Genomic DNA, 22,483 nt, shown 5'->3' with positions numbered 1-22,483 from the left:
TTGTTAACGCTTCTATTGCGACTTCTACGACAAAAACGATAAAAGGCACCTTATTAGGTGCCTTTTATCGTTTCTTTATTTAAGCAACGCTATTTAGCTTAGGTTTTAACTCTTTTCGCGTCAAAGTTTCACTAAAGTCATGACTGAAGTGGTCAACTTGAATCGCTGTATAACGAAGTTTATCAGCAGCAACAATTTGGTCGACTTCTTCTTGTGTTAGAACATCAGCAGCAAGTGCTTGAGCCAGTTTATCCGCCAGCAAGCCTTTACGAGCCACTTTGCCCTCTTTCACTGCTTTGAAGATTTTACGCTCCAGAGGCTTGATGCTGTACATCGCATTGAACGCGTTCTCCATAAGGCCAACACTATCATCCTCTTCCTTACCGATGTAGCAAAGGTGAGTCAGACGTTCACGGTGTGCTCCCGGAGTCATCAAGCTTTCTGCTAGTTGAACGGTTAGGTTATCACTTGGTTTTTCGAAGTGGTTACCTACAGGGAAAACTAGACCTTTAAGTACTTTACCCACCATCTTGTTCGGGAAGTTACGGTACGCTTCTTGTAACGACTTAGCCGCATTGTGGAAACAGTGTTGAACCGCGTAGTGTACGTAGTCTAGGTCAGCTTGTTGACGACCTTCGTCTTCATACTTCTTAAGCGCAGCAGACGCCATGTATAGGTAACTTAGACCATCACCCAAACGTGCAGAGATAAGCTCTTTACGTTTCAGCTCGCCACCTAGCGTCAGCATTGCGAAATCCGCACTCACTGCAAGCGCACGGCTCAAACGAGTCAAATCTTGGTAGTAAGACTTAGTTGGGCCGCTCATGTCGGCTTTAATGAACTTAGAGCCAGTCAGTGCTGCACCAAATGCGCCAAACGTGTTTTTAGTTGCGTGTGAGATGTGCTTGAACAACAAGCTATCAAAGTCTTTTGCACCTTGCTTCTCGTCTGGGTTCGCTGCCGCTTCCATTTCGCTCAATACGTATGGGTGACAACGTGTCGCACCTTGACCGAAGATCATCAGGTTACGAGTTAGGATGTTCGCACCTTCTACTGTGATAGCAACTGGAATACCTAGGTAAGGCGCAGCCAAGTAGTTCATTGGGCCATCTTGAATTGCACGACCTGAGTGGATATCCATTGAGTCATTCAGAATAGTACGCGCCATCTCTGTCATATGATATTTCGCGATAGCCGTTACGATACCCGGCTTCTCTTTCATATCCAGTGAAGTGGTTGTCAGTGTACGAGTCGCTTCTAATAGATACGTTAAACCACCAATACGGCCTAAGCTCTCTGCAACACCTTCAAATTTACCAATCGACATACCGAACTGCTTACGAACATAAGCATATGCGCCAGTTGTTTTCGCTGTTAGGTGGCCCATCGCCGTACCAAGTGCGGGTAATGAAATACCACGACCTGCAGACAGACACTCCACCAGCATACGCCAGCCTTTACCTGCGTAATCTGCGCCACCGATTAGCCATTCCATAGGAATAAATACATCGTGACCGCGTGTTGGACCATTCATAAACGCAAGACCAAGTGGATCATGACGCTCACCAATCACAACACCTTCGTGGTCTGCCGGGATAAGTGCACAAGTAATACCAATGTCTTCTTTGTCACCCAGTAATTTTTCTGGATCGTGCAGTTTGAAAGCCAGACCCAGTACAGTCGCCACAGGAGCTAACGTGATGTAACGCTTGTTCCAGTTAAGCTTGATGCCTAGAGTCTCTTTGCCTTCGTGCATGCCCATACACACAGTCCCGACATCAGGGATACCACCCGCATCAGAACCTGCTTCAGGGCCTGTTAGTGCGAAACAAGGGATATCTGTACCGTCAGCTAGACGTGGAAGCCAGTAGTCTTTTTGATCTTGAGTTCCGTAGTGAGACAGTAGCTCACCAGGGCCAAGAGAGTTTGGAACCATTACCGAAACCGCGGTACTGATACTACGCGTTGCAATCTTAGTTACGATTGTAGAGTTGGCGTGCGCCGAAAATTCACGGCCGCCGTACCCTTTCGCGATAATTAGCGAGAAGAAACGCTCTTTGCGTAAGAAGTTCCACACCTCTTCAGGAAGGTCCCGGTCTTCTTTCACAATTTTGTGGTCATCAAGCATAGCGAGTAGAGTTTCAAGTTCATTGTCCATGAACGATTGCTCTTCTGCTGTCAGCTGAGGTTTTGGGTACTGGTGAAGCTTAGTGAAATCTGGTTTACCAGAAAACAGCTCTCCGTCCCACCACACGCTACCTGCTTCCATCGCTTCTTTCTCGGTGCTAGATAGTGGTGGTAGTACTTTTTTAAAGAGTTTAAAAGCTGGGTCACTTACCCATTTTTGTCTTAGAGAGCTCATAGTTCAGATCCTTTTGTTCACTATATTGGTTGTGAATGTTTCGCTTTTTATTGTTTTATTCTTCTGCTGACATGCCAGCGGCTAAATATGGAATAAGAATATCGACCACTGCCTTAGCATCTATCTTTCTGTCATAGTCATTCTCTGCAATTTCTACCAGAGCCTGACTTGATGCCATGGTGAATACACAAGTCCCTAGGGTGAAGTGTAATCGCCAAAATAACTGTTCTTGAGTGAGGTTCGGATTCGCCTTCATTACTGACGTTGTAAACAAAGAAAGTACTTCGCTATAACGGGTAGTAATGAACCAACGCAAGTGTCCTTGCACATCCGTATAGCCTCTGCCGATAAGTAACATGAACCGGCTTGTACCATTTGGCCTAACATCATTAAGTGCTCTTAGTGGCTGCCTTAAAGACTCAAACACGTCACTCATAGAATACGTTTCGTTCAAGTTTAAGTTCACTAATGCATCTTGCAGTGCTGGCATAAATGCTTCTAAGTAACGATTGAGTACCGCACGAACCAGAGTCTTCTTATCGCCAAAGTGATAGTTCACTGAAGCTAAGTTGACATTCGCTTTACTCGTAATCGTGCGTAAAGAGGTGTCATTAAAACCGTGCTCAGCAAATAAGCCTTCAGCCACATCTAAGATTTTGTCTTTGGTTGTACTTCTTGGTGCCATTTCAATCACTCGTATTAAACAACTGTTTGAAATATACGCTTAGCACATTTATTTAACAAGCAAGCAACATCACATTTTCACAAATTGGTCGTACCAGTTAGTAAAACTCAGCACTAACCGATTGAATCGCTGTGTGTTTACAAAAAAAGAAAAAAATAATGAATTTTCTTGGAACTGAAATGGAAATGGAGGGTCATAAATTAGGTAGAAAACAGCGTATTTAGAAGTTTAACAGGCCGTCAAACTTGTTCTTCTCACTGCTTTCTTAATTACTGCATTTTCCTTATTAACTCCTATACTTGTATCCGCCCAAACCACGTTGGTTTGGGCTTTTTTTGTGTGTTATTCCGATACCTTTTCTTTGGCTGGTATTCGATACAAAAAAAGCCCCGAAAAATCGAGGGCTTTGCTTACATTGAGTGCTAGAACTTTTCACTTTATCTAATTAAGCTGCGTCATTTTTTATCAGCTCTCCCAGCACTGCTAGGTCATTACCTAGGTCAACCGAACCACCCAGTTCAGTCGCAATCCCCTCAACAACGATAGTTTGAACATCATCCCCTCCATTGATTGGAATGGACAACGCGATATCTTCTCCGTCGACAGAGACCTCTATCGCATCAAGTAACTCTGCCATTTGAGTCTCGTCTTGAGGATCTTCGACCAAATCATTGAGATCAATCAGGTCCCCAGAACCAGCAGTATAAAGCTCGAAATCTTTAATAATATCAGTACCGTTGTCGAGCGCGGAGTCTAGCCAAGTGAAGATATTATCTCCGCTATCTCCAATCAGCAGATCGTTACCTGACTGTGCATACAAGGGTTCATTACTCGCCGCACTAACAACGTTATATTGCTGCGGATCTTCGATATCTATCGTGACCGTCTCTACCGTGCTTTCTGCACCATTAGAATCGACTGCGACGTAATCAAACTGCGGGTCTTCGGTTACTGCCTCGTAACCTTGGACATAGCGTAACTCCCAACTGCCCCCTGTCGATGACAACTCCATCCCAACAATCGGATTGTCTGGTGAAGAATAACTAAAATCATACAGAATTTGGCTATTCCCCGTATCCCCTGGATCTTTTTGATATTGCTCCGTCTGAGTCGTGCCATCAGCAAAGGTATAGAGCACTTCAACATAAACATTACTATCAGTGTTAAATGAACCACCCAAACCATCTAAACCAAAATCAACAACCTCTAATGGATTATTAGTAAAGTCGAGGACCAAGGTCTCCTGGCTGTTCATACCTCTACCATCAGTATCACCAATACCAAAACCAACATGAGATTGTTCGCCTTGATACTGTTTCAACGGTTTATCATTGTTATCTTCGATCGTTACTGTAATCGTATTACCGTTATCTAGCGTAATAAGTCTCTCTGTTGGTGAAACTTCTTCCCCCCAATTATAGAAACCATCAACAAGATCTGGCATATCCTCAGGATCACCACTGAAGCCCATTTCAAACATCTCTCCAGGTCCAGCAACAAAACTGATATTGTTCGGAACAAACAACACACCGTTATCAACATCAGACTGAACGATTTCTCTCGTGACGCCATTTTCGTCGGTATACAAAAGGCTGCCGTTGGTTGGCAAGCTTTCTATCCTAATATTAAGTGGAATGTCATCATGGTCATCTTCTATATCTGAGATGTAATCAGGCATACCACCATCTTCAGAATCGAAAAGGATTGGTATGACTGCGTCCTCATCATTGACGACCGTAAAGCTCGTCGCTTCAGGTGCATCATTGACACCATTGATGGTTATCTCGATAACATGCTCTACACCATCGATGGCGGTGACGACATATCGCTCAATAACCGTGTCGTCATCGTTCAAATATTGAACCGCATCGTTATCAACGACATAACTCCATGCCCCTTCAGGAGTAATCGTTAACATTCCTAGTGCAAGTGCATAAGTAGATCCAACAGGGGTAAACACACCATTAGGTTTAAATGCAGGCATGTCACTGGTGTCGACGTCAGTAATCGTTAAAGTACCAGACACCGAGAGTTCGTTGGTATCTTCATTGACATCGACGTCCTCTGTCACTTCTCCCACATCAGAGTCACCTTCCCCAACCTTAATCTCAGATGGATCATCGGCACCATTGATGGTGATGGTCACTTCACTTGTGGTTCCGTCAATCGCAGTAACCGTGTAAACCTCGGTGACAAACTCATCGTCGTCAAGGTATTGCACATCATCGTTGTTGACGACGTAAGTCCATTCACCACCATCGGTAATGGTCAAAAAACCCAGAGCGGTATCATTGGTCGAACCTTCTGGGTTAAACACACCGTTTGGTTCGAAAGCAGCGACGTCGTTATCGTCGACATCGGTGATGGTTAGCGTCCCTGACGTCGCTAAGTTGTTGCTCTCTTGATCAACATCCACATCCTCAGTCACTTCTCCTGTGTCTGAATCACCTTCACCAACAGTTATGTCAGATGGATCATCGGCACCGTTAATAGTGATAGTCACTTCGCTAGTGGTACCGTCACTGGCTGTCACGGTATAAACCTCAGTAACGAATTCATCGTCATCCAAGTACTGAACATCGTCGTTGTTAACTACGTAAGTCCAAGCACCATCAGGGTCGATGCTCAATACGCCTAGCTGTGATTCGTTTGTTGAACCTACGAGGTTAAACTCACCGTCAGCTGAATAGGTAGGAGTGTCGCTGTCTACATCTGTAATTACGATCTGACCAGACGTCACTAATTGATTGGTGATCTCATCTACATCAATGTCCTCAGTCACACTGCCCGAGTCATCGGTAGCGACTGCCGCATCATCAGTACCAATGATGGTGACGGTGATGACTTGTTCGCCACCGTCGGAGGTTTGCACTGTCGTCGTATCTTGAATTTGCTCGCCATCAGCAAGTTCATCAAATGGACTGTTGGCCACGAATGTCCAGGAGCCATCCTCATTAACGACAAAAGACCCGAACCCATTTTCGCCTTCCGCATCTTTGGCGATAAAGGTAACGTCCGGATCGTCAATGGTTAAAGCGCCCCCGGTTTCAATAGGCTCATCCTGTTCAAACTCAATAACGTTGGTTTCACCTGAAACAAGCGCAAGAGCAATGATATCGAAAAGAGCAATACTTTGAGTTTCGGACAGCCCTTGAGATTCAAGTCCGTCAGTTTCAAAGTTTGTTGAAGCCAGAGTTTCAGCCCCTGTACGTTCAATCCTACCGCTGTTGGTTAGACTTGAGCCTTGCTCACCTGCTGCGGCATCAAACTCTTCACCCAATTCTGTTGGATCAAACCCTTCTTCAATAGCACGTTGAACTTGAGCGATCGCATCATCAGTGTCTATCACGTTTTGCTGACCTTGGTCATCGACAAACCGTGCAGAAACGTTTGGCACGCTCTCTTCAGTTGTTTCGACAGTGACAATGACGTCGCTAGCAGCTGGTTGCTCGCCCGGAGACAAACGTCTAACTTGACCTTGAGCGTCGAGCACTATGACGCCGTTCGCAAGACCTAGTATATTTAGGTTGATATTTCCCATATCCATATTCCCACTTCTGCCCAGAACACACCAAACGCGGATCCAATCCCACTCTGCGCTGTGGCTATTTCCTACAATAAATTTAGTAGTGGCATTATTGATAATCAACTCACTAAAAGCATGGGAATGCGATGCTTTTTAAATTAGTCAATAGCAATAGCGACTTACATTCAAAAAAAAAACCAACAAACTTCGCATTTTTTTGTAAATGTCCTAAGCTTCGTTTAATACCATGTACTCAATTCAATGGTAAACGTAGGTTGGGAAACGGATGAGGCATTGAAAGTAGAAGGAGAGCTACTTTGAAATTGTTTAAATTATCCATAATGTGTTGCTTAGTTGCTGCAGCACCACTCGCCGCTCAAACTCTGGAACAGTCTGTGGCTATTACCTTGGCAACGAATCCAGAGATAAAAAGCATCTTTAACGAATATGTGAGCGTTAGAAAGCGTAATGACGCCTCTGGTGGGGCATACAGGCCGAGTATCGACCTTGATGCCGGTATTGGTTATGAAGGTATAAACCCTGCACCCAATAACGGTCCAGACACGGATCTAACAAGAAAGGAAGCAACGATTTCCCTCACTCAATTGCTGTGGGATGGTTCTTCGACTCTGAACGATATTGACCGTACCGCTGCAGAAGCCGAATCAGTTCGTTTGCAATTGATAGCAGATGCCGAAGACAAAGCACTGGAGGTAACACAAATATATCTCGACGCAGTAAAAGCGACTGAGGTACTGGCGCTGTCAGAAAGTAACCTTGCGATACACAAGAAAATCTATAAAGACATCAAAAAACGAGCGAGTTCAGGCATAGGTTCTACCGCAGACGTTTCGCAAGTAGAAGCTAGGATTGCAAAAGCTCATGGTAACTTATTGGCCGCCCAGAATAATTTGATCGACACACATACCCAATTTAGAAGAGTTGTAGGACAAGAACCGCTCGGTCTGATTTACCCAAGGGCCAATATATCTTGGATTCCACTGTCATTGTCAGATGCCCTAGTTGATGCACTAGATAAACACCCAGTAATTAAAATAGCGGCGGCAGATGTCGACGCAGCACATTTTCAATACAAACAGTCCAAAGGTGTAAACTACCCTACATTCTCTATAGAAGCGTCTCAGTCATGGCGTGATGATGCAGGAGGCGATGAAGGTTCGAGTCAAGAAACGCTCGCAATGCTGAGAATGCGGTATAACTTGTACAATGGTGGTGCAGACAGCGCTAACTCTGAAGCTGCTGCTTACCAACTGAACAAAGCGAAAGATCTGAGAGATCGTGCTTATCGCCAAGTTGAGGAAGGCCTTCGTCTTTCATGGAGCGCCTTAGATCTCACATTACAACAAAAGAACTTCTTATCTGATCATGTTGATTCAGCTTCGGAAACCGTTATCGCTTATGAAAAACAATATCGAATAGGTAAACGTACTCTGCTTGATCTACTCAATACCGAGAACGAACTGTTTGAGGCCCGCAAAGATTATCTGGATGCCCATTACTCGGAGCAGTACGCTAAATACCGAGTGATGAACGCTACAGGTTCTTTATTGAACGCTCTACTGGTCGACATACCAGAAGAGTGGACAACGGCCGTGGAGTATTAATGATGAAAATAACTTACTTATTACTTCCCGTATTAACGATGACTTTATTTGCCTGCTCCAATCAGCAGCGAGAAGCCTACATCGAAACGCCCGAAGCTGAACAAATTGCCGATCTACAAGACGATGATAAAGATGGTGTAGTAAACGCGCGAGATACCTGCCCTGGTACACCAGAAACATCACAAGTCGACAATGATGGCTGTGGTGAAACAATTCGAGCAGAAGAAGTACGACAGCTGAAAATACTCTTTGCTCATGACTCATATGAAGTAAACCCAATATTTTCTAGCCAAATTAGCACCATGGCAGAGTTTCTGGAAAACTACAAAAGCGCTTCAATTGAAATCCAAGGTTACGCCAGTAAAGTGGGCTCCAACGAATACAACTTAGACTTGTCAAAGAAACGAGCAAACAATGTACAAGATGAGTTACTTTCGAATGGTATAGAACCAGAGCGCGTGAGAATTGTTGGCTATGGTGAAGAACGCTTAGAAAACGATGGTGACGATCCTACTTCACACGCACTGAATCGTAAGGTAACCGCGACCGTAGTTGGGTTAAGTGAGCAGATCGTTGAAGAGTGGACCATTTTTACCACACTAGAAAAGTAACGTGACATCATCACTGAAAGCGAAAGATGTAAAGTAAGTTATTTGACAAATACACTTAAGCTTCAAGATCAATAAAGCCGTGATAGGGTTGCCCATCACGGCTTTTTTTCTTTGTCGTCACACGAATCAAGGGGATGACTCTGTGACGCTTCTAGCTATTCGGGAAATAGCTTTTACTTAGTGAGTCTGCTCCCTATTTAGCGAGCAGACTACCGATGTAATTTTACCAAATGATTATAGTTTTACTTCTTGTTGCTTCGTACTCGGTAGAGAAGTACGTAGCAGGATGTAACCCAGAATTGCCGCTGTTGTCGATCCCATCAGGATACCTAATCGAGCAAGCGTATCAAACTCTGCGTTCGTTGGTCCGAATGCTAGCGATGAAATAAAGATAGACATCGTAAAGCCAATACCACACAACACAGATACCGCGAAGATGTTCATGAAGTTCACACCTTCAGGAAGTTTAGCTACGCCCGTTTTCACAGCACCCCAGCTGAATAAGAAGATACCCAGAGGCTTACCAACCAATAGACCCATAGCAATACCAAGCGGTAGCATGCCTGTAAGGTTTGAAATTGAGATGCCTTCTAGTGAGATACCTGCGTTTGCAAATGCGAAGATTGGCAAAATTGCAAAAGCGACGTATGGGTGCAGAGCATGTTCTAGATGTTTCAGCGGAGAACGCTCTCCTTTATTGCCTTTCAGTGGGATAGCAAAACCAATGACTACACCAGCCAATGTTGCGTGAACACCTGACTTCAATACTGCGAACCACAGAATTGCACCAACAATAAGGTAAACACTCAGCTTAGTTACATGCTTGTTGTTTAGCATGAACAGCACACCAGTTGCAATGAAGCCAACCGTTAGTGCAAGCGTCGATAGATCGCCTGAGTAGAACAGTGCAATGATAACAACAACCCCTAGATCATCGATAATTGCCAACGCTAGTAGGAATACCTTCAAGCTTACCGGTACACGGTTACCAAGAAGAGCCATGATACCCAATGCGAAGGCGATATCAGTTGCCGCTGGGATAGCCCATCCTTGAAGCGCTTCAGGGTTACTTGAATTGAATAGCACATAAATAAGTGCAGGAGCTAGCATACCGCCCACAGCTGCGATAGCTGGGAAGATAGCTGTCTCTTTAGACTTTAATGCGCCTTCTAACAGTTCGCGCTTAACTTCTAAGCCAATTAGAAGGAAGAAGACAGCCATTAAGCCATCATTAATCCAGTGAGATACAGACATACCAAGAACGTAGCTTTGCAGTACCCCTTGGTACATTTCGTTCAGTGGTGAGTTTGCTACAAACATTGCGATCGCCGCAGCGATGACTAGTATGATGCCGCCAGCAGATTCCAATTTAAAGAAGTCACGGATGACGTCGGTCATGATTTCGCCCTTATATTTATTATTTAAATAAACGAATAACAAAGAATAACCACGAGTTTATATCCAAGCTCAATCGATAGATAATCACTTCTTCGGATGTTTAACTTCGGTTTTTCCTACAAATACTAAACAATACGTCGTATATTCCATAATGTTGTTATGCACCATGAACTAAGTATAGATGAGTTCATCAAGGCTGTATGCACAAATAATTCGAGGGCTGTCGGAATATCAAACATAAAAAAAGGCTATCAAATGATAGCCTTAGGTGCTTTTTAGTAACCGGTTAACTGCATAAAGCCTGTTGCTTCATGGCTTCCGCTAGCCATAATTGGCCCTTCCCAATAGGGTATGACAAAAGGTAACCACATATCCCTACGTTTGATACGCGTAGTGAGGTTAATATTGTGTTGTGGCACGTTAATAATCCATTGGAGCGGCATTCTTCTACCATTCAGTAGCGTCGTATTCTGTAAAGGTTGGATAGAAATATCGGAGTCCGTTAGCTGATACACTTTGCCCGAACGCGTTGCCAATGTTCCAAACACATACGGTAATTGTTGATTATGGCGATAGCGGTTAATGCTCAGCGCAGTACCGTCATCGAGGTTAAACACGAACCAATCCCAGCCTTGCTGACCCACTCCAAGTAAACCACTGCCCCACTCTTTATGTACCCACGCAGTACCTTCAACTTCTTTCGCTACGCCGTCGAGATTCAAAACCCCACTCAAAGATAAAAACGGAGCACTGAAGTTATAAGACGCGACAGGCAATAAATCGTGCTTTTTCTGATAACCGTTATCACCGTTAAGTACGTATGGCCCTTTCGCAATAGTGTCGAGTTCTAGGCCAAACGTATCGGTTTGTACTTCAAGGCGACCTGGGAAAGGAGTGTTACCAAGGGCGCGCCAGTTCCAATTATCAATCCAAATTCTAAATGGACGGCTGGTCATACCCGCCTGGCCAATACCTCCGCGCGCCAAACGCTGCTCTTTCCAAACCTTAGATTCAGACGAAATCACCACATTTGAAATATAAACCTGCGGGCTTTGCCACCCTCGAGTTTCTCTCTCATCGGTAGCTATACGGAAGAAGCTCCACTGTACCGAGTACTTTTTTCCATCATCCCCTTTTAGAGAAGCAAAATAATGCCACCACTCATGCTGGAATTCTGGGTGGAACTGAAAATCACGAGGTAACGAAACGCCGCGGTCTGGTAATACAGGTTCAAACACATTGAAGTGCTCGCTTACAAGTACTGAGTTAACCTCATTCTCGCCCTTATCACCAACATCGACAAAGTAGGAATAGTACGCCCATACACCCAAAATAATGCCAAAGAAACCAATCAGTAATAGAGCGGAAACAAGTCGGTGTCTGAGTTTTTTTGAACCATTTCGTTGAAGCATATTAAAGTGCATCCCTCAGTGATTTCATCGGTGTATTCCGAATCATTCTCATCACTGGTAATGCACCAGCTAACATTAATGCTGCCATGGCCCACGCAAATGTCTGCAAATAGTCCCAAGGAATCACTTGTAATTCGAGTGACCACCCAAAAGACTGCTTGATGACAATATCGACGATCAAGCTGGCTAACGCCAATCCGAGCGGGATAGCAATCAAGGAAGAAATAAGTCCGAACACAAACAACTGCAAGCTGCCTGTAAAAATCAGCTCTTTTGCCGAGACCCCTAAGCAACGTTGCAATGAAATATGCCTTTGTCGAGACACTTCACCCGCAACCGTCGCGAAAAAGATGCCAAAGACCGCGATGACCAAAGTGATGTTACCCAATGTATCAGCTATCGCGAATGTTCTATCAAACACTCTCATCGCCTGACTGTGAATATTGTTATTATCAAAAACACGCTCAGATCCAAGCCTGAATACGCTTTCCAATCGACTTCGAAGTCCTACGGAATTGACATCATCTTTGAGTATGACGCCTAGACCGACATTTCCGCGTCCAGCAAACCCAGATAGCCAGTTTCGATGTGACATCATGACTTGATGGTAAGGGTTGCCATAATCGTAATAAACACCAACAACCTGCCAACCAGAGCCAAGACTGTCATAAAGGTCTATATAGTCGCCTGGGCGAATCCCTAACTTGAGAGACATCGATTCACTGATCAACACACCTTTCGAATGATGCAGGTGGTACCAGTAATTCGGAATACCTAACTTGATCGTCAGCGCTTCTAATTCGCCTTCAGAAGGACCAGTACTGACCACCTGGGTACTTCCGACAGGGGAAGCGACATCTTTCTCCCAACGCCACCAAACTGAATCGACTTCAGGCTGTTCTGACAGCCAATTACTCATACGTGCAGCGGCGTTGTTGGTTGGGTAAATGTAAAGGTCTGCAGCCAAACGCTGTGTTAGCCATTTATCGGTGGTATCCCTAAAGCTACCCACCATGGTTTCTACACCAATATTCGCTGTTAACGCTAGCATGAACGCCATTGTCGCCACACCACGATAACTCATGCTTGAAGCGGCATCCGCAAAGAACCAGCGAGCACGAACCCAACGCAGTGAATAAGACAAACTGTTGAACAGCTTCCACATCAAGAAAGGCGTAAACAAAGCCACACTGACGAGCATCAGGGCAATAATCGCAAAACCAGATTCTTGCGTTTGTGGGGCTTGATACACAGCGACAGCTGCAACCAAGAAACCACAACCAATCAATGCTTGCCAAGTAAACTCAGTACCAGCAAAACGCATCAAAGATAAACGAGATGACAAACGAATCGGTTGCGACCTCAGCAAACGAACCAATGGCCATGCACACGCTAGGAATGCACCAAGCAACGCCATTAATAAGCTATAACCACTCCAACGCCAACTCCAGCTAAGGGTTAAGCCCACATTCGCATCGTAAAGATCACCTAAACTCGAAGAAACGGCAGGTAACAGTTGGTTTGCCAACATGACACCGAATACATTACCGCAGATCCAGCTCAGTAGAACCAATAACAATAACTCTAAGCAAAGCGCTTTAGTCAGTTGCCAACCAGACACACCTGTTTGTCTCAAGATTCCGACGAGTGGTTGGCGCTGAATGAAAGACAGCGACATCGCTTGATAGAAAATAAACAAGCCAACGACAAACGACAGCATGCCCATCGCTTTTAGATTTAAGTGGAAAGCGCTAGTCAATGACTCAAGCTCAGCTTTAGAGCTGCGAGAGATTGTCAAACCATTGGGCAACATGTTTTTAAGACGTTCAAACTTCTCGGGAGACATGTCTGAACACGCAATCACGGAAAGCCCTGCACTGCGTTTAAGCATTCGGAGCAAAGAGATATCCGCAATCAACCTTGTACCATTAATCAGGTTATTTTGGTCCACTACCACTGGACCTAGCTCTGAACCATCCATCAGTGGAATGTAGTCCCCATCCTTCCATTCCATATGTTCAGCAAGATCATCACTCACTAGGATCGGATATGGTGGTTTCATGAGATCTAACGTGGTGAGTTCTTTTAGGGCAGCACCAGGCTGAAGCTGAAGCATAGAAACAGGGTCTATGCCAATAAGCATAAAGTTTGCACCATTTTCATCAGTGATACTATGGTGGTCAAAAGGAGAACACTGCTGAAAGCCTTCACGACGAAGCTGAATGTAAAAACCTTGCGGGATTTTATTCGCGTTATGTTTTGGTCGAATACGGTAAGGAAGAGGATTCGAAAAGAGTTTTTCGCCATGCGTATAACTTTGCTTGGCGTGTTGGTTGATAGCGGTAACACCAACCAAAAGTGATACGCCTAGGGTTAAACCAAGCCATACCAAGATAATCTGAAGTGGGTAACGTCGATAGTGACCAAGTAGCGCTTTAACTACGGGCCATAACATGCAGTTGCCCTCCTTGTAGGCGAATTCTGCCATCCATATGCAATGCAACTTTCTCACTGTGTGTCACCAGCAATAAGGTACATTCTAATTGACGGGCCAAAGAGGTCAGCAAACGCATTACCGCTTCTGCATTACGCTCATCTAAACTTCCCGTCGGTTCATCGGCTAACAGAATTTTTGGTTCCATATACAAGGCACGAGCAATCGCTGCGCGTTGTTGTTGACCACCAGACGCTTCTTCAGGGTAACGACCAAGCAAAGGCATTAGGTCTAAAGCAGAAAGAATCTGTCTCCAGAGCCCCTTATCTTCAGGTAAACCTTTTAACTGGCGGCAAAAACGGATGTTGTCGGCAATGTTAAGCGTTGGTAGCAAGTTGAATTGCTGGAAGATATGACCGATGTTGTTTCTACGATAAGCGGTGCGGTCACGCTCGGTAGAGTCGTGCATATTGAAGTGAGGGAAAGCAATTTCACCTGAATCAGCTAGGTCTAACCCCGCGATAAGATTCAGCAAAGTACTCTTACCAGAGCCACTTTCTCCCATTAATGCCAGCTGATCACCTTGGTTTAATGTTAATTCAGCACCTTGCAAAACAGGGTGAAACTCCCCCCCATCGACATAGCCTTTACACAGGTCTGACAGCTTTAACATTAAACAGCTCACATTAATTAGAATTTGGAATGAGAATCTACACTAATTCCCTGTTAGGAGGAAGTATTTTGAAAGATAGATCACACACCAACGATAAAGTGATGGGGTTGATGCGCTCTACTTCAATTTCCTATCAAGTTTTTAATCCATTTTCTTGTTTTCATGCGGTAGAGCGACCCACCCCACTTAAGCACTTCTTCAGTGAGGAAAAGCAGATATATCCACTCAGGTGGAAACTTCAGATAGATAGCAGCAATCGCGGCGAGCGGAATACCGATCACCCATTGGGCAATCAGGTCTTGATAAAGGCAGAACTTCACATCACCGCCCGCTCTCAACACACCAACAATGACAGTCAGCGGTACCGATCGGATAACAATACCCACGCTTAAAATTAGAATGAACTTTTCTGAGAGGGCTCTGGTTTCTTCCGTCAGTGCACTAAAAGCATTCAGTATTGGCGTTTGTGCGAAGTAAAGAAAAATCGCGACCACGATACTGGTCAAGAAACACAGAATCGTTAAGCCTAACGCTTGGTAATAAACCGCTTCATTATTCTTTGCGCCAAGTTGATTACCCACCAGAACCGCTGCCGCATTCGAAAGGCCAATCAGTAAACTCAATGAGATAGATTCAACCGGCGTCATCACTGACAGTGCTGCCAGTCCTTGAACGCCCGATTGCCCCATGATCGCGTGGTAAGCAAATAAGCCACCAGCCCACGCCAAAAAGTTAAACGTCGTCGGCAGCGATAACTTTAAGAAGCGAACCACTTTTTCAATCGAAGCTGCTGCTTTTATATCGCATAACTTGAAAGCCAAGAGATGCTTTGAACAATAAAGATAACCAAACAAGGTCGCCACTTCGATTGCACCACTTAACACTGTCGCAATCGCCGCGCCTTTTATTCCTAAGGCAGGAAAGCCCAAATTACCAAAAATCAAAACCCAGTTTAGAAACACATTCGATAGAATTCCGATACCGCTAAAGAAAGTACTTAAACCTGGCTTGTGCATCGCTCTTAGGCCAACGGCCATACTGCTGACACACGACACCGCTAACATGCTAAACGACGTAATCACGATGTAGTCAACACCAAGGCTGATGACTTCTTGTGAGTCAGTCGTCACACCCATGATTTGTGCGGGAAATGAAACGAAGAAAACAATAGTTAGTAATGCAAACAGTGTTGAAACCAGCCAAGTCAACGCCGTACTTTCTCTGACGCCTTGCTTGTTACCTGCGCCCCAATATTGCGCAGTCAATAACGCACCACCCGTGGTGACACCCACCAGCATAATGGTCGTCACGAACATCGCACGACTCGCCACACCCACAGCCGCAATGTCTGCTTCTCCAAGCTGACCTAGCATCAACACATCCACTAAGCCTCGACTCGAAAACATGATGCTCTGCAAGGTGATTGGCAAAGCTATGGCAATCAGCCTGCGAACAAAATCACCGCGTGTGTGATGAATAATTGAAGAGAGCAACATAGAGAGACCTAAACAGAACGTATTGATGAATAAAGATAAATATCGCGCTATTATATCAATGTTCGGTTTTTAACCACAGATATAAATGGAGTAGTAATGAAGAAAGTACTGGTTTTAGGCGCTTCTGGATACGTAGGTTCACAACTCCTCCCTCTCCTGCTTGAGCAAGGCTATCAAGTCACGGCAGCAGCAAGGCATATCGACTATTTAAAGGCACGGACCGAGCCTCACGAAAACTTATCACTTGAGTATCTTGATTTGGCCGATCAAGCTGCGACACAAGCCTTAGTCCCCGATTTTGATCTTATCTTCTTCCTTGTCCATGGAATGGCAGAAGGCCACGACTTTATCGATTATGAGCTGAACTTAGCCCGTAACTTTGTCTCTGCACTTGGCCCTAAAAACCAGCACGTTATCTATCTAAGCTCGCTGCAGCCTCAAACTGGTGACTCAGAGCACCTTCAAGCGAGAAAGAAAACCGGTGAACTACTTCGTAAAGGGCCGGTACCGATAACCGAACTTCAAGCAGGCGTCATCATAGGCCCTGGCTCTGCGGCGTTCGAGATCATGCGAGACTTCGTCTACAACTTGCCTATTATGATTGCGCCAAAATGGGTCGACTCTAAAGCCAACCCTATTGCCTTGCAGAACCTGAACCACTATCTGCTGAAGCTAGCACAAAACACGCCTATAGAAAGCCAAACCTTCGAAGTTGGTGGGCCGGATATTGTCTCTTATCGAAACCAATTTGCTCATATTGCCAAAACGGCCGATCGTCCACTCCGGCTGTGGGCTACATCACTGCTCACACCCAAGATTGCTTCATATTGGCTAGGCGTAGTGACATCTGTACCGTCCAACATAGGCAGAGCACTGCTTGCTGGCTTAAAGCATGACTTTATTGCCAGTTCGACCACCATTAGAGAAAAGTACCCTCAGAGGCTTATCTCGTTCGAGAATATGGTTGAGCAAGCTATTCATTCTGAAGGAAACTTCGTAAAGAGTAATGTGTGGGGCTTCGATAAAACTGCCTTCAAACGCTGGCAAGCGGGATACGGTTATTACCCAAAAAAAACAGGCGCAAGCATCATGTCTACTGCCTCACTAGAGTCTCTTTGGCAAGTAGCTCAACAGATAGGAAGCCCGAAGCAAGGTTACTTCTTCGCTAACGCTTTATGGCGCACACGCGAATGGTTGGACCTTCTTTTCGGCGGCGGCGTACCTGTGCGACAAATGCCTGAAGGCCCCAAGCTAAAAGTGGGCGACAAAATCGATTCATGGAAAGTGATTCGCTGTGAGGAAAATCAGTTTCTCTCCCTGCTTTTCGGAATGAAAGGCCCCGGGTTAGGACGATTGGAGATTACTGTGTCTGACCATGGAGAGTCTCGCGAATTGAACATATCAGCTTGGTGGCACCCAAAAGGCTTTCTAGGTCTACTCTATTGGTTCGCAATGATGCCAGCTCACCTATTTATCTTTAAAGGCATGGTGAAGGCGATTGAGAAGCAAGCTAAAGAGCAGATGAAGGATTAAAGCAGATTCGAGATCCGGCAACGAGATACGAAGAAATTTAGAGCTATAGATGAGACTGCCTCCACACCTTCTTGCTAGAAAAAGACCGCCATTTAGGCGGTCTTTATATTTTTAACTGTCACTAGATTAGCCAATAACGCTAATTGGGATCTCAGCCAGCTGGTTGCCTTGGTTAGCAGGGTACACAATGTATTCACCGTGGTACTTCACCGCTGACTTGTAGTCAGTGACTTTGTGAAGCATGAAACCGGCTTCCATCGCTGCTTGAATGAACTCTGCGTGGTTACCACGAACAAACCAGTTCATTGGCTTAACCATCAGCTCACCGTCGAAAGAGTCGTCACACTGTTTGCCACACAAAGCAAAAGAGTGCTCACCATCGGTGAAGAATTGAATCTTACCGCCAGTCGTTAGCTCGTCTTCACTTGATACACTCCACCCCATCTCGTACATTTTGTCCATGAACGCTTCAACATCACTGTCTTTTAGCGCTTTAGGCTCTTCGCCTTCAGGGAAAAAACGTCCGTAAAACGCAGAAATACGTTTAAAGGTAAAAGTTAAATCAGAGTTATTGCCCTTTGAACGGCCCTGTTTCTGCCAGCGAACCAAGTCAGGCACAATCACGCGATCATACGCTTGAGATTTAATCGCCTTCGTTACCCAACGAACTAAATAAAGGTTGTTCGCAATAGGCGCATCAATCGCTTTGCCTGCTTTGTGCAGAGCGTAAAGCTCGCCTAGTGCATCATTCACTAACTTCTGAATTTCAATATAGTATTTTGACATTATGCCTTCTTTCCTAATGTCCAATATAGTAATGCTGACATTACTGCACACGCAGCCATTACCATAGCCATAGACCCAGCACTGTCACTTGGTAGCATCGCAACGATCGCTCCAACGACAGAACCAGTACCAAATCTCAATGTTCCCGCAAGCGATGAAGCCGTGCCTGCCATATTAGGGTAACCACTTAGCAGTAGACCCATAGAGTTACTGCCAATCGTAGAAATAGTGCCGATAAACAGCATCACAAACGGTACAATACCCCAAAGCCCGAGATTCAATGCCCAACCAGCCAGTAAACCCACACCAGCCAGTAATTGAATGACCAGCGCTGCTCTCAGCATGGTATGAGAACCGACCTTCTTAACGATTCGACCATTGATTGTCGTCATCAGAATCATCGCAACAATGTTCAAGCCAAATAAGTAACCAAACAAATCAGGACGTACGCCATAAATGTCGATATAAACAAAAGAGCCTGCGGTTAAGAATGCAAACATCCCAGAAAAAGAGAATGCACCAGAGAAAATCAGGCCCATAGCCGTAGGGTTTTTACATAAACGAGCGTAATTACGAATCGTCGTTTTAAAGCGCAGTGGCTGGCGATTTTCAACAGGCAGTGTCTCAGGGATTTTGATTATTACCGCGAGAATCACAATCACCGCAAAAATGGCCAAGACCCAAAAGATTGAACGCCAGCCAAACCACAATGCCAAGTAACCACCAATCATAGGTGCGATAAGTGGCGCAACCGTCATCACCAAGGTAACGAACGACATGGTTCTTGCAAAATCTTCACGGTCGAACATATCACGCACAACGGCCTGGATAATGACCGCTGCCGCTGCCCCTGCGAAACCTTGAGCAGTACGAACTAACGTTAGCGCTTCAATGCCATGAGTAGTAGCACTCACAACAGACGCAATTGCAAAGAAGAAGACACCAATCAGTAAAACAGGCTTGCGACCATAACTGTCGGCTAACGGGCCATGTAACAACTGACCTAACGCAAAACCTGCGGTATACGCTGTGAGTGTGATTTGTACTTCACCCGCTGTTACGCCGAGATCTTTGGCGATCGTTGGCATTGCGGGCAGGTACATATCGATGGCGAGTGGTGTCAGTGCACCAATCGCCCCCAGAACCAAAAATAGCATCCAACCTAACTGAGGAGTTTGTGGTTGTGATTTTGGGGTCTGTTGGGTAGACGTTTGCATAACTCTCCGACTAAGTACTAGGTTTTATGTGAGCATGAACATGCACACAGTGATACGCGAATATACACATAGCGATATATAAATACGCAAATAGTAATAATGGCTGAAACTGTCCTAGTACCAGTCACAATAATCAGCCGACGCTATCCTTGGTCGGCCACATTTTACAATAGAAAAAACTACTTCCAGATAGAGTCTACTTCTTCTTGTGTTAGGTAACGGTATTCACCCAACTCTAAAGATTCATCCATCTCGATTTCACCAATACGTTCACGGTGCAGTGCTTCTACCTTGTTACCAAGTGCTGCAAACATGCGTTTTACTTGGTGGTACTTGCCTTCGTGAATAGTTAGCAATACTTCTCGCTCTGCACGTACTTCAAGGTGTGCTGGAAGTGTTAGGCCGTCTTCGCTCTTAAGCTGGATGCCCTCTTTGAACTTTTCAACGTAATCGTCTTCAACAGGTTCAACCAACCACACTCGGTACATCTTCTCGCACTTGTGCTTTGGCGATGTGATGCGGTGAGACCACTTACCGTCGTCTGTCATTAAGACAAGACCCGTTGTATCAACATCTAAACGACCTGCAAAGTGCAGCTTGTCCATTTTGATTTCATCGAGTAACTCAAACGCAGTGCGATTTGAGCCATCTTCATGCGAACAAACAAAACCTTCTGGCTTGTAAAGCATGATGTAACGCGGGCCGTGAACATTCAGTTCATTGCCTTGCCATTCCACAACGCACTCTTCAGTTACCTTAAGTGAGCCGCTTTTTTGAATGACATCATTTACTGTCACTGCTTTTGATTTTAATAAGTGTGTTGCTTCTCTTCGAGTGACGCCTAACGCATCGCACAGAAATTTATCTAAACGCATGAATACCTCAACTAATCTAAGTCGGGTATTATAGTCACCTTTGCTCAATTAGTTGAGCTATTTCACACTATTTGTTTTTCATTTTACAAGACACGATATGTATACACTCCGCCCGTACCAAGCTGACTCAGTAAAATCAGTGATTCATTACTTCAGAAAACACCAAACACCGGCTGTTCTTGTATTGCCTACAGGCGCAGGAAAAAGCCTGGTGATTGCAGAGCTAGCAAGGCTTGCGAAAGGTCGAGTTCTGGTACTCGCTCACGTTAAAGAGTTGGTCGAACAAAACCATGAAAAGTATGAAGGTTATGGGCTAAAAGGTTCAATTTTCTCTGCCGGTTTAGGGCGTAAAGAGACAGACCAACAAGTGGTGTTTGCTTCAGTTCAATCCGTAGTTCGAAACCTTGACTCATTCTCCAATCAGTTCTCATTATTGGTTATCGACGAATGCCACCGTGTTCCCGATGAAAAGACCAGTAGCTACCAAAAAGTGATCACTCACTTGCGCGAGAATAATTCGGGCATCAAGGTGCTTGGACTAACCGCGACCCCTTATCGTCTTGGTATGGGGTGGCTTTACCAATATCACACGCGTGGCCAAGTGCGTTCTGAAGAGCCGAGATTTTTCAGAGACTGTATTTTCGAACTGCCGATTCGTTATTTGTTGGACGAAGGCTTTCTAACACCAGCACGCATGATCGATGCGCCAGTATTGAGTTATGACTTTTCACAGCTAAAACCTGCAAGTACAGGCCGCTACAAAGAATCAGAACTCGATATGGTGATTGAGCAATCGAAGCGTGCTACCCCGCAAATTGTCGACCAAATTATTGAGCTGGCCAAAGACAAACTCGGCATCATGGTATTTGCAGCCACCGTTCGACACGCACAAGAGATCCTTGGTTTACTGCCCGAAGGTGAAGCTTCAATTGTAATCGGCGACACACCGACACTCGAACGTGACCAAATCATCAATGATTTCAAGGAACGTAAAATCAAGTTCTTGGTTAACGTGTCAGTATTAACCACAGGTTTTGATGCGCCCCATGTGGATTTAATCGCGATTTTGCGCCCAACAGAATCTATTAGCTTGTACCAACAAATCGTTGGCCGTGGCTTACGCCTATCTCCGGGTAAAAAAGAGTGTTTAGTGCTCGACTATGCGGGCAACAGTTACGACCTTTACCAACCAGAGGTCGGAGACCCAAAGCCTGACTCAGACAGTGAAATCATCACTATTCCCTGCCCTGCTTGCGGCTTCAATAATAACTTCTGGGGCAAGCTAGACAGCAACGGCTTCTTACTCGAACACTTTGGCCGTAAATGCCAAGGCTACTTTACCGATGAAGACACGGGCGAACGCGAGCACTGTAACTATCGTTTTCGTGCTAAGTATTGTGGTGAATGCGGCGCTGACAACGACATTGCCGCGCGCATTTGTCATGAGTGTGATGCCACCTTGGTCGACCCAGATAAAAAGCTTAAGGAAGCGTTAAACCTCAAAGATGCGTTGGTGTTTGAGTGTTTAGAAATGGACCTTAACGTTCTCAAGGACGAAAAAGGCAAATCGCAGCTTAAGGTCACCTACCGTGGAGAAAACCAAGCACAAGTGCATGAGTTTTGGTCATTAACCACTAAGAAACATAAGCAGAACTTTAAGGATCAGTTTGTTCGCCCTCACCTTGCCGACAGACACAGACCGTTTGAGGAAGCTTCACCGACGAAGGTGGTCGCTCACCAACATCGATTCCGCCCACCTCAATTCGTGATTGCACGTAAAGTCGGGCGCTTTTGGAAAATGAGAGACAAGATATTCGAAGATGAACTCAAGCAATAGGCTCCCAATAATC

The 22,483-nt window shown here is 45.1% G+C and carries 15 protein-coding genes; 4 read left to right on the top strand and 11 right to left on the bottom strand.

From position 1 onward, the window contains the following. Positions 1-79: 79 nt before the first annotated feature. The 3 genes from AB4407_RS10070 to AB4407_RS10060 form a co-directional block, all read right to left on the bottom strand. Entirely contained in the window at positions 80-2,362 is a 2,283-nt protein-coding gene (locus AB4407_RS10070) for an acyl-CoA dehydrogenase (RefSeq protein WP_372120453.1), read from the bottom strand. 55 nt (positions 2,363-2,417) lie between these two features. Further along, a complete protein-coding gene (locus tag AB4407_RS10065; RefSeq protein ID WP_017065403.1) occupies positions 2,418-3,047 on the bottom strand; it encodes a TetR/AcrR family transcriptional regulator in 630 nt (209 codons plus the stop codon). 445 nt (positions 3,048-3,492) lie between these two features. After that, positions 3,493-6,588, bottom strand: a complete 3,096-nt coding sequence (locus AB4407_RS10060) for a VCBS domain-containing protein (protein ID WP_372120452.1) — start codon at positions 6,586-6,588, stop codon at positions 3,493-3,495. A 302-nt stretch (positions 6,589-6,890) separates the two neighbouring features. Here AB4407_RS10060 and AB4407_RS10055 point away from each other — a divergent pair, with 302 nt between their 5' ends. Both AB4407_RS10055 and AB4407_RS10050 read left to right on the top strand, forming a co-directional pair. After that, a complete protein-coding gene (locus tag AB4407_RS10055; protein ID WP_372120451.1) occupies positions 6,891-8,198 on the top strand; it encodes a TolC family outer membrane protein in 1,308 nt (435 codons plus the stop codon). Next, positions 8,198-8,809: an OmpA family protein gene (locus AB4407_RS10050; protein ID WP_372120450.1), complete on the top strand. Its 612-nt coding sequence runs from the start codon at positions 8,198-8,200 to the stop codon at positions 8,807-8,809. Before AB4407_RS10055 ends, AB4407_RS10050 begins: the two co-directional genes overlap by 1 nt. Before the next feature lie 234 nt (positions 8,810-9,043). Here the strand turns inward: AB4407_RS10050 and nhaA are convergent, their stop codons facing one another. The 5 genes from nhaA to AB4407_RS10025 form a co-directional block, all read right to left on the bottom strand. Then, entirely contained in the window at positions 9,044-10,207 is a 1,164-nt protein-coding gene (gene nhaA, locus AB4407_RS10045) for a Na+/H+ antiporter NhaA (RefSeq protein ID WP_372120449.1), read from the bottom strand. A 275-nt stretch (positions 10,208-10,482) separates the two neighbouring features. Then, positions 10,483-11,631: a lipocalin-like domain-containing protein gene (locus AB4407_RS10040; RefSeq protein WP_372120448.1), complete on the bottom strand. Its 1,149-nt coding sequence runs from the start codon at positions 11,629-11,631 to the stop codon at positions 10,483-10,485. Next, a complete protein-coding gene (locus AB4407_RS10035) occupies positions 11,621-14,074 on the bottom strand; it encodes an ABC transporter permease (RefSeq protein WP_372120447.1) in 2,454 nt (817 codons plus the stop codon). Before AB4407_RS10035 ends, AB4407_RS10040 begins: the two co-directional genes overlap by 11 nt. Beyond that, a complete protein-coding gene (locus AB4407_RS10030; protein WP_017060385.1) occupies positions 14,055-14,726 on the bottom strand; it encodes an ABC transporter ATP-binding protein in 672 nt (223 codons plus the stop codon). The genes AB4407_RS10035 and AB4407_RS10030 overlap by 20 nt, the downstream gene beginning before the upstream one ends. Positions 14,727-14,848: 122 nt before the next feature. Then, entirely contained in the window at positions 14,849-16,222 is a 1,374-nt protein-coding gene (locus AB4407_RS10025; RefSeq protein ID WP_372120446.1) for an MATE family efflux transporter, read from the bottom strand. Positions 16,223-16,318: 96 nt separating this feature from the next. Here AB4407_RS10025 and AB4407_RS10020 point away from each other — a divergent pair, with 96 nt between their 5' ends. Continuing rightward, complete coding sequence (locus AB4407_RS10020) at positions 16,319-17,755, top strand: DUF2867 domain-containing protein (RefSeq protein ID WP_372120445.1); 1,437 nt, start codon at positions 16,319-16,321, stop codon at positions 17,753-17,755. Positions 17,756-17,881: 126 nt separating this feature from the next. Here AB4407_RS10020 and AB4407_RS10015 read toward each other — a convergent pair whose 3' ends face one another. The 3 genes from AB4407_RS10015 to rsuA form a co-directional block, all read right to left on the bottom strand. Beyond that, the gene (locus AB4407_RS10015; RefSeq protein ID WP_017101185.1) at positions 17,882-18,541 is read right to left on the bottom strand and encodes a DUF2913 family protein; all 660 of its coding nucleotides are present in this window, start codon (positions 18,539-18,541) and stop codon (positions 17,882-17,884) included. Continuing rightward, positions 18,541-19,758, bottom strand: a complete 1,218-nt coding sequence (locus AB4407_RS10010; protein ID WP_016788018.1) for a Bcr/CflA family multidrug efflux MFS transporter — start codon at positions 19,756-19,758, stop codon at positions 18,541-18,543. The genes AB4407_RS10015 and AB4407_RS10010 overlap by 1 nt, the downstream gene beginning before the upstream one ends. A 179-nt stretch (positions 19,759-19,937) precedes the next feature. Next, positions 19,938-20,633 carry a 16S rRNA pseudouridine(516) synthase RsuA gene (gene rsuA / locus AB4407_RS10005; RefSeq protein WP_009847085.1) on the bottom strand — a complete coding sequence of 232 codons (696 nt, stop codon included), beginning with the start codon at positions 20,631-20,633 and terminating at the stop codon, positions 19,938-19,940. Positions 20,634-20,730: 97 nt separating this feature from the next. Between rsuA and AB4407_RS10000 the strand changes: the two genes are divergently transcribed. Next, on the top strand, positions 20,731-22,470 hold the full coding sequence (locus AB4407_RS10000) for a DEAD/DEAH box helicase (protein ID WP_372120444.1): 1,740 nt from the start codon (positions 20,731-20,733) through the stop codon (positions 22,468-22,470). Positions 22,471-22,483 lie beyond the last annotated feature (13 nt).

It is taken from the genome of Vibrio sp. 10N.261.46.E11 (genome assembly GCF_041472735.1).
In the GTDB taxonomy this organism is placed as follows: Bacteria; Pseudomonadota; Gammaproteobacteria; order Enterobacterales; family Vibrionaceae; genus Vibrio.
The sequence above is the reverse complement of the archived record's forward strand: the minus strand, read 5'-3'. Positions and strand labels throughout refer to the sequence as shown.

Coding starts and splice junctions, on each gene's coding strand:
- AB4407_RS10070 (WP_372120453.1), bottom strand. CDS start 2,362: ATGAGCTCTCTAAGACAAAAATGGGTAAGTGACCCAGCTTTTAAACTC.
- AB4407_RS10065 (WP_017065403.1), bottom strand. CDS start 3,047: ATGGCACCAAGAAGTACAACCAAAGACAAAATCTTAGATGTGGCTGAA.
- AB4407_RS10060 (WP_372120452.1), bottom strand. CDS start 6,588: ATGGGAAATATCAACCTAAATATACTAGGTCTTGCGAACGGCGTCATA.
- AB4407_RS10050 (WP_372120450.1), top strand. CDS start 8,198: ATGATGAAAATAACTTACTTATTACTTCCCGTATTAACGATGACTTTA.
- nhaA (WP_372120449.1), bottom strand. CDS start 10,207: ATGACCGACGTCATCCGTGACTTCTTTAAATTGGAATCTGCTGGCGGC.
- AB4407_RS10040 (WP_372120448.1), bottom strand. CDS start 11,631: ATGCACTTTAATATGCTTCAACGAAATGGTTCAAAAAAACTCAGACAC.
- AB4407_RS10035 (WP_372120447.1), bottom strand. CDS start 14,074: ATGTTATGGCCCGTAGTTAAAGCGCTACTTGGTCACTATCGACGTTAC.
- AB4407_RS10030 (WP_017060385.1), bottom strand. CDS start 14,726: ATGTTAAAGCTGTCAGACCTGTGTAAAGGCTATGTCGATGGGGGGGAG.
- AB4407_RS10025 (WP_372120446.1), bottom strand. CDS start 16,222: ATGTTGCTCTCTTCAATTATTCATCACACACGCGGTGATTTTGTTCGC.
- AB4407_RS10020 (WP_372120445.1), top strand. CDS start 16,319: ATGAAGAAAGTACTGGTTTTAGGCGCTTCTGGATACGTAGGTTCACAA.
- AB4407_RS10015 (WP_017101185.1), bottom strand. CDS start 18,541: ATGTCAAAATACTATATTGAAATTCAGAAGTTAGTGAATGATGCACTA.
- AB4407_RS10010 (WP_016788018.1), bottom strand. CDS start 19,758: ATGCAAACGTCTACCCAACAGACCCCAAAATCACAACCACAAACTCCT.
- rsuA (WP_009847085.1), bottom strand. CDS start 20,633: ATGCGTTTAGATAAATTTCTGTGCGATGCGTTAGGCGTCACTCGAAGA.
- AB4407_RS10000 (WP_372120444.1), top strand. CDS start 20,731: ATGTATACACTCCGCCCGTACCAAGCTGACTCAGTAAAATCAGTGATT.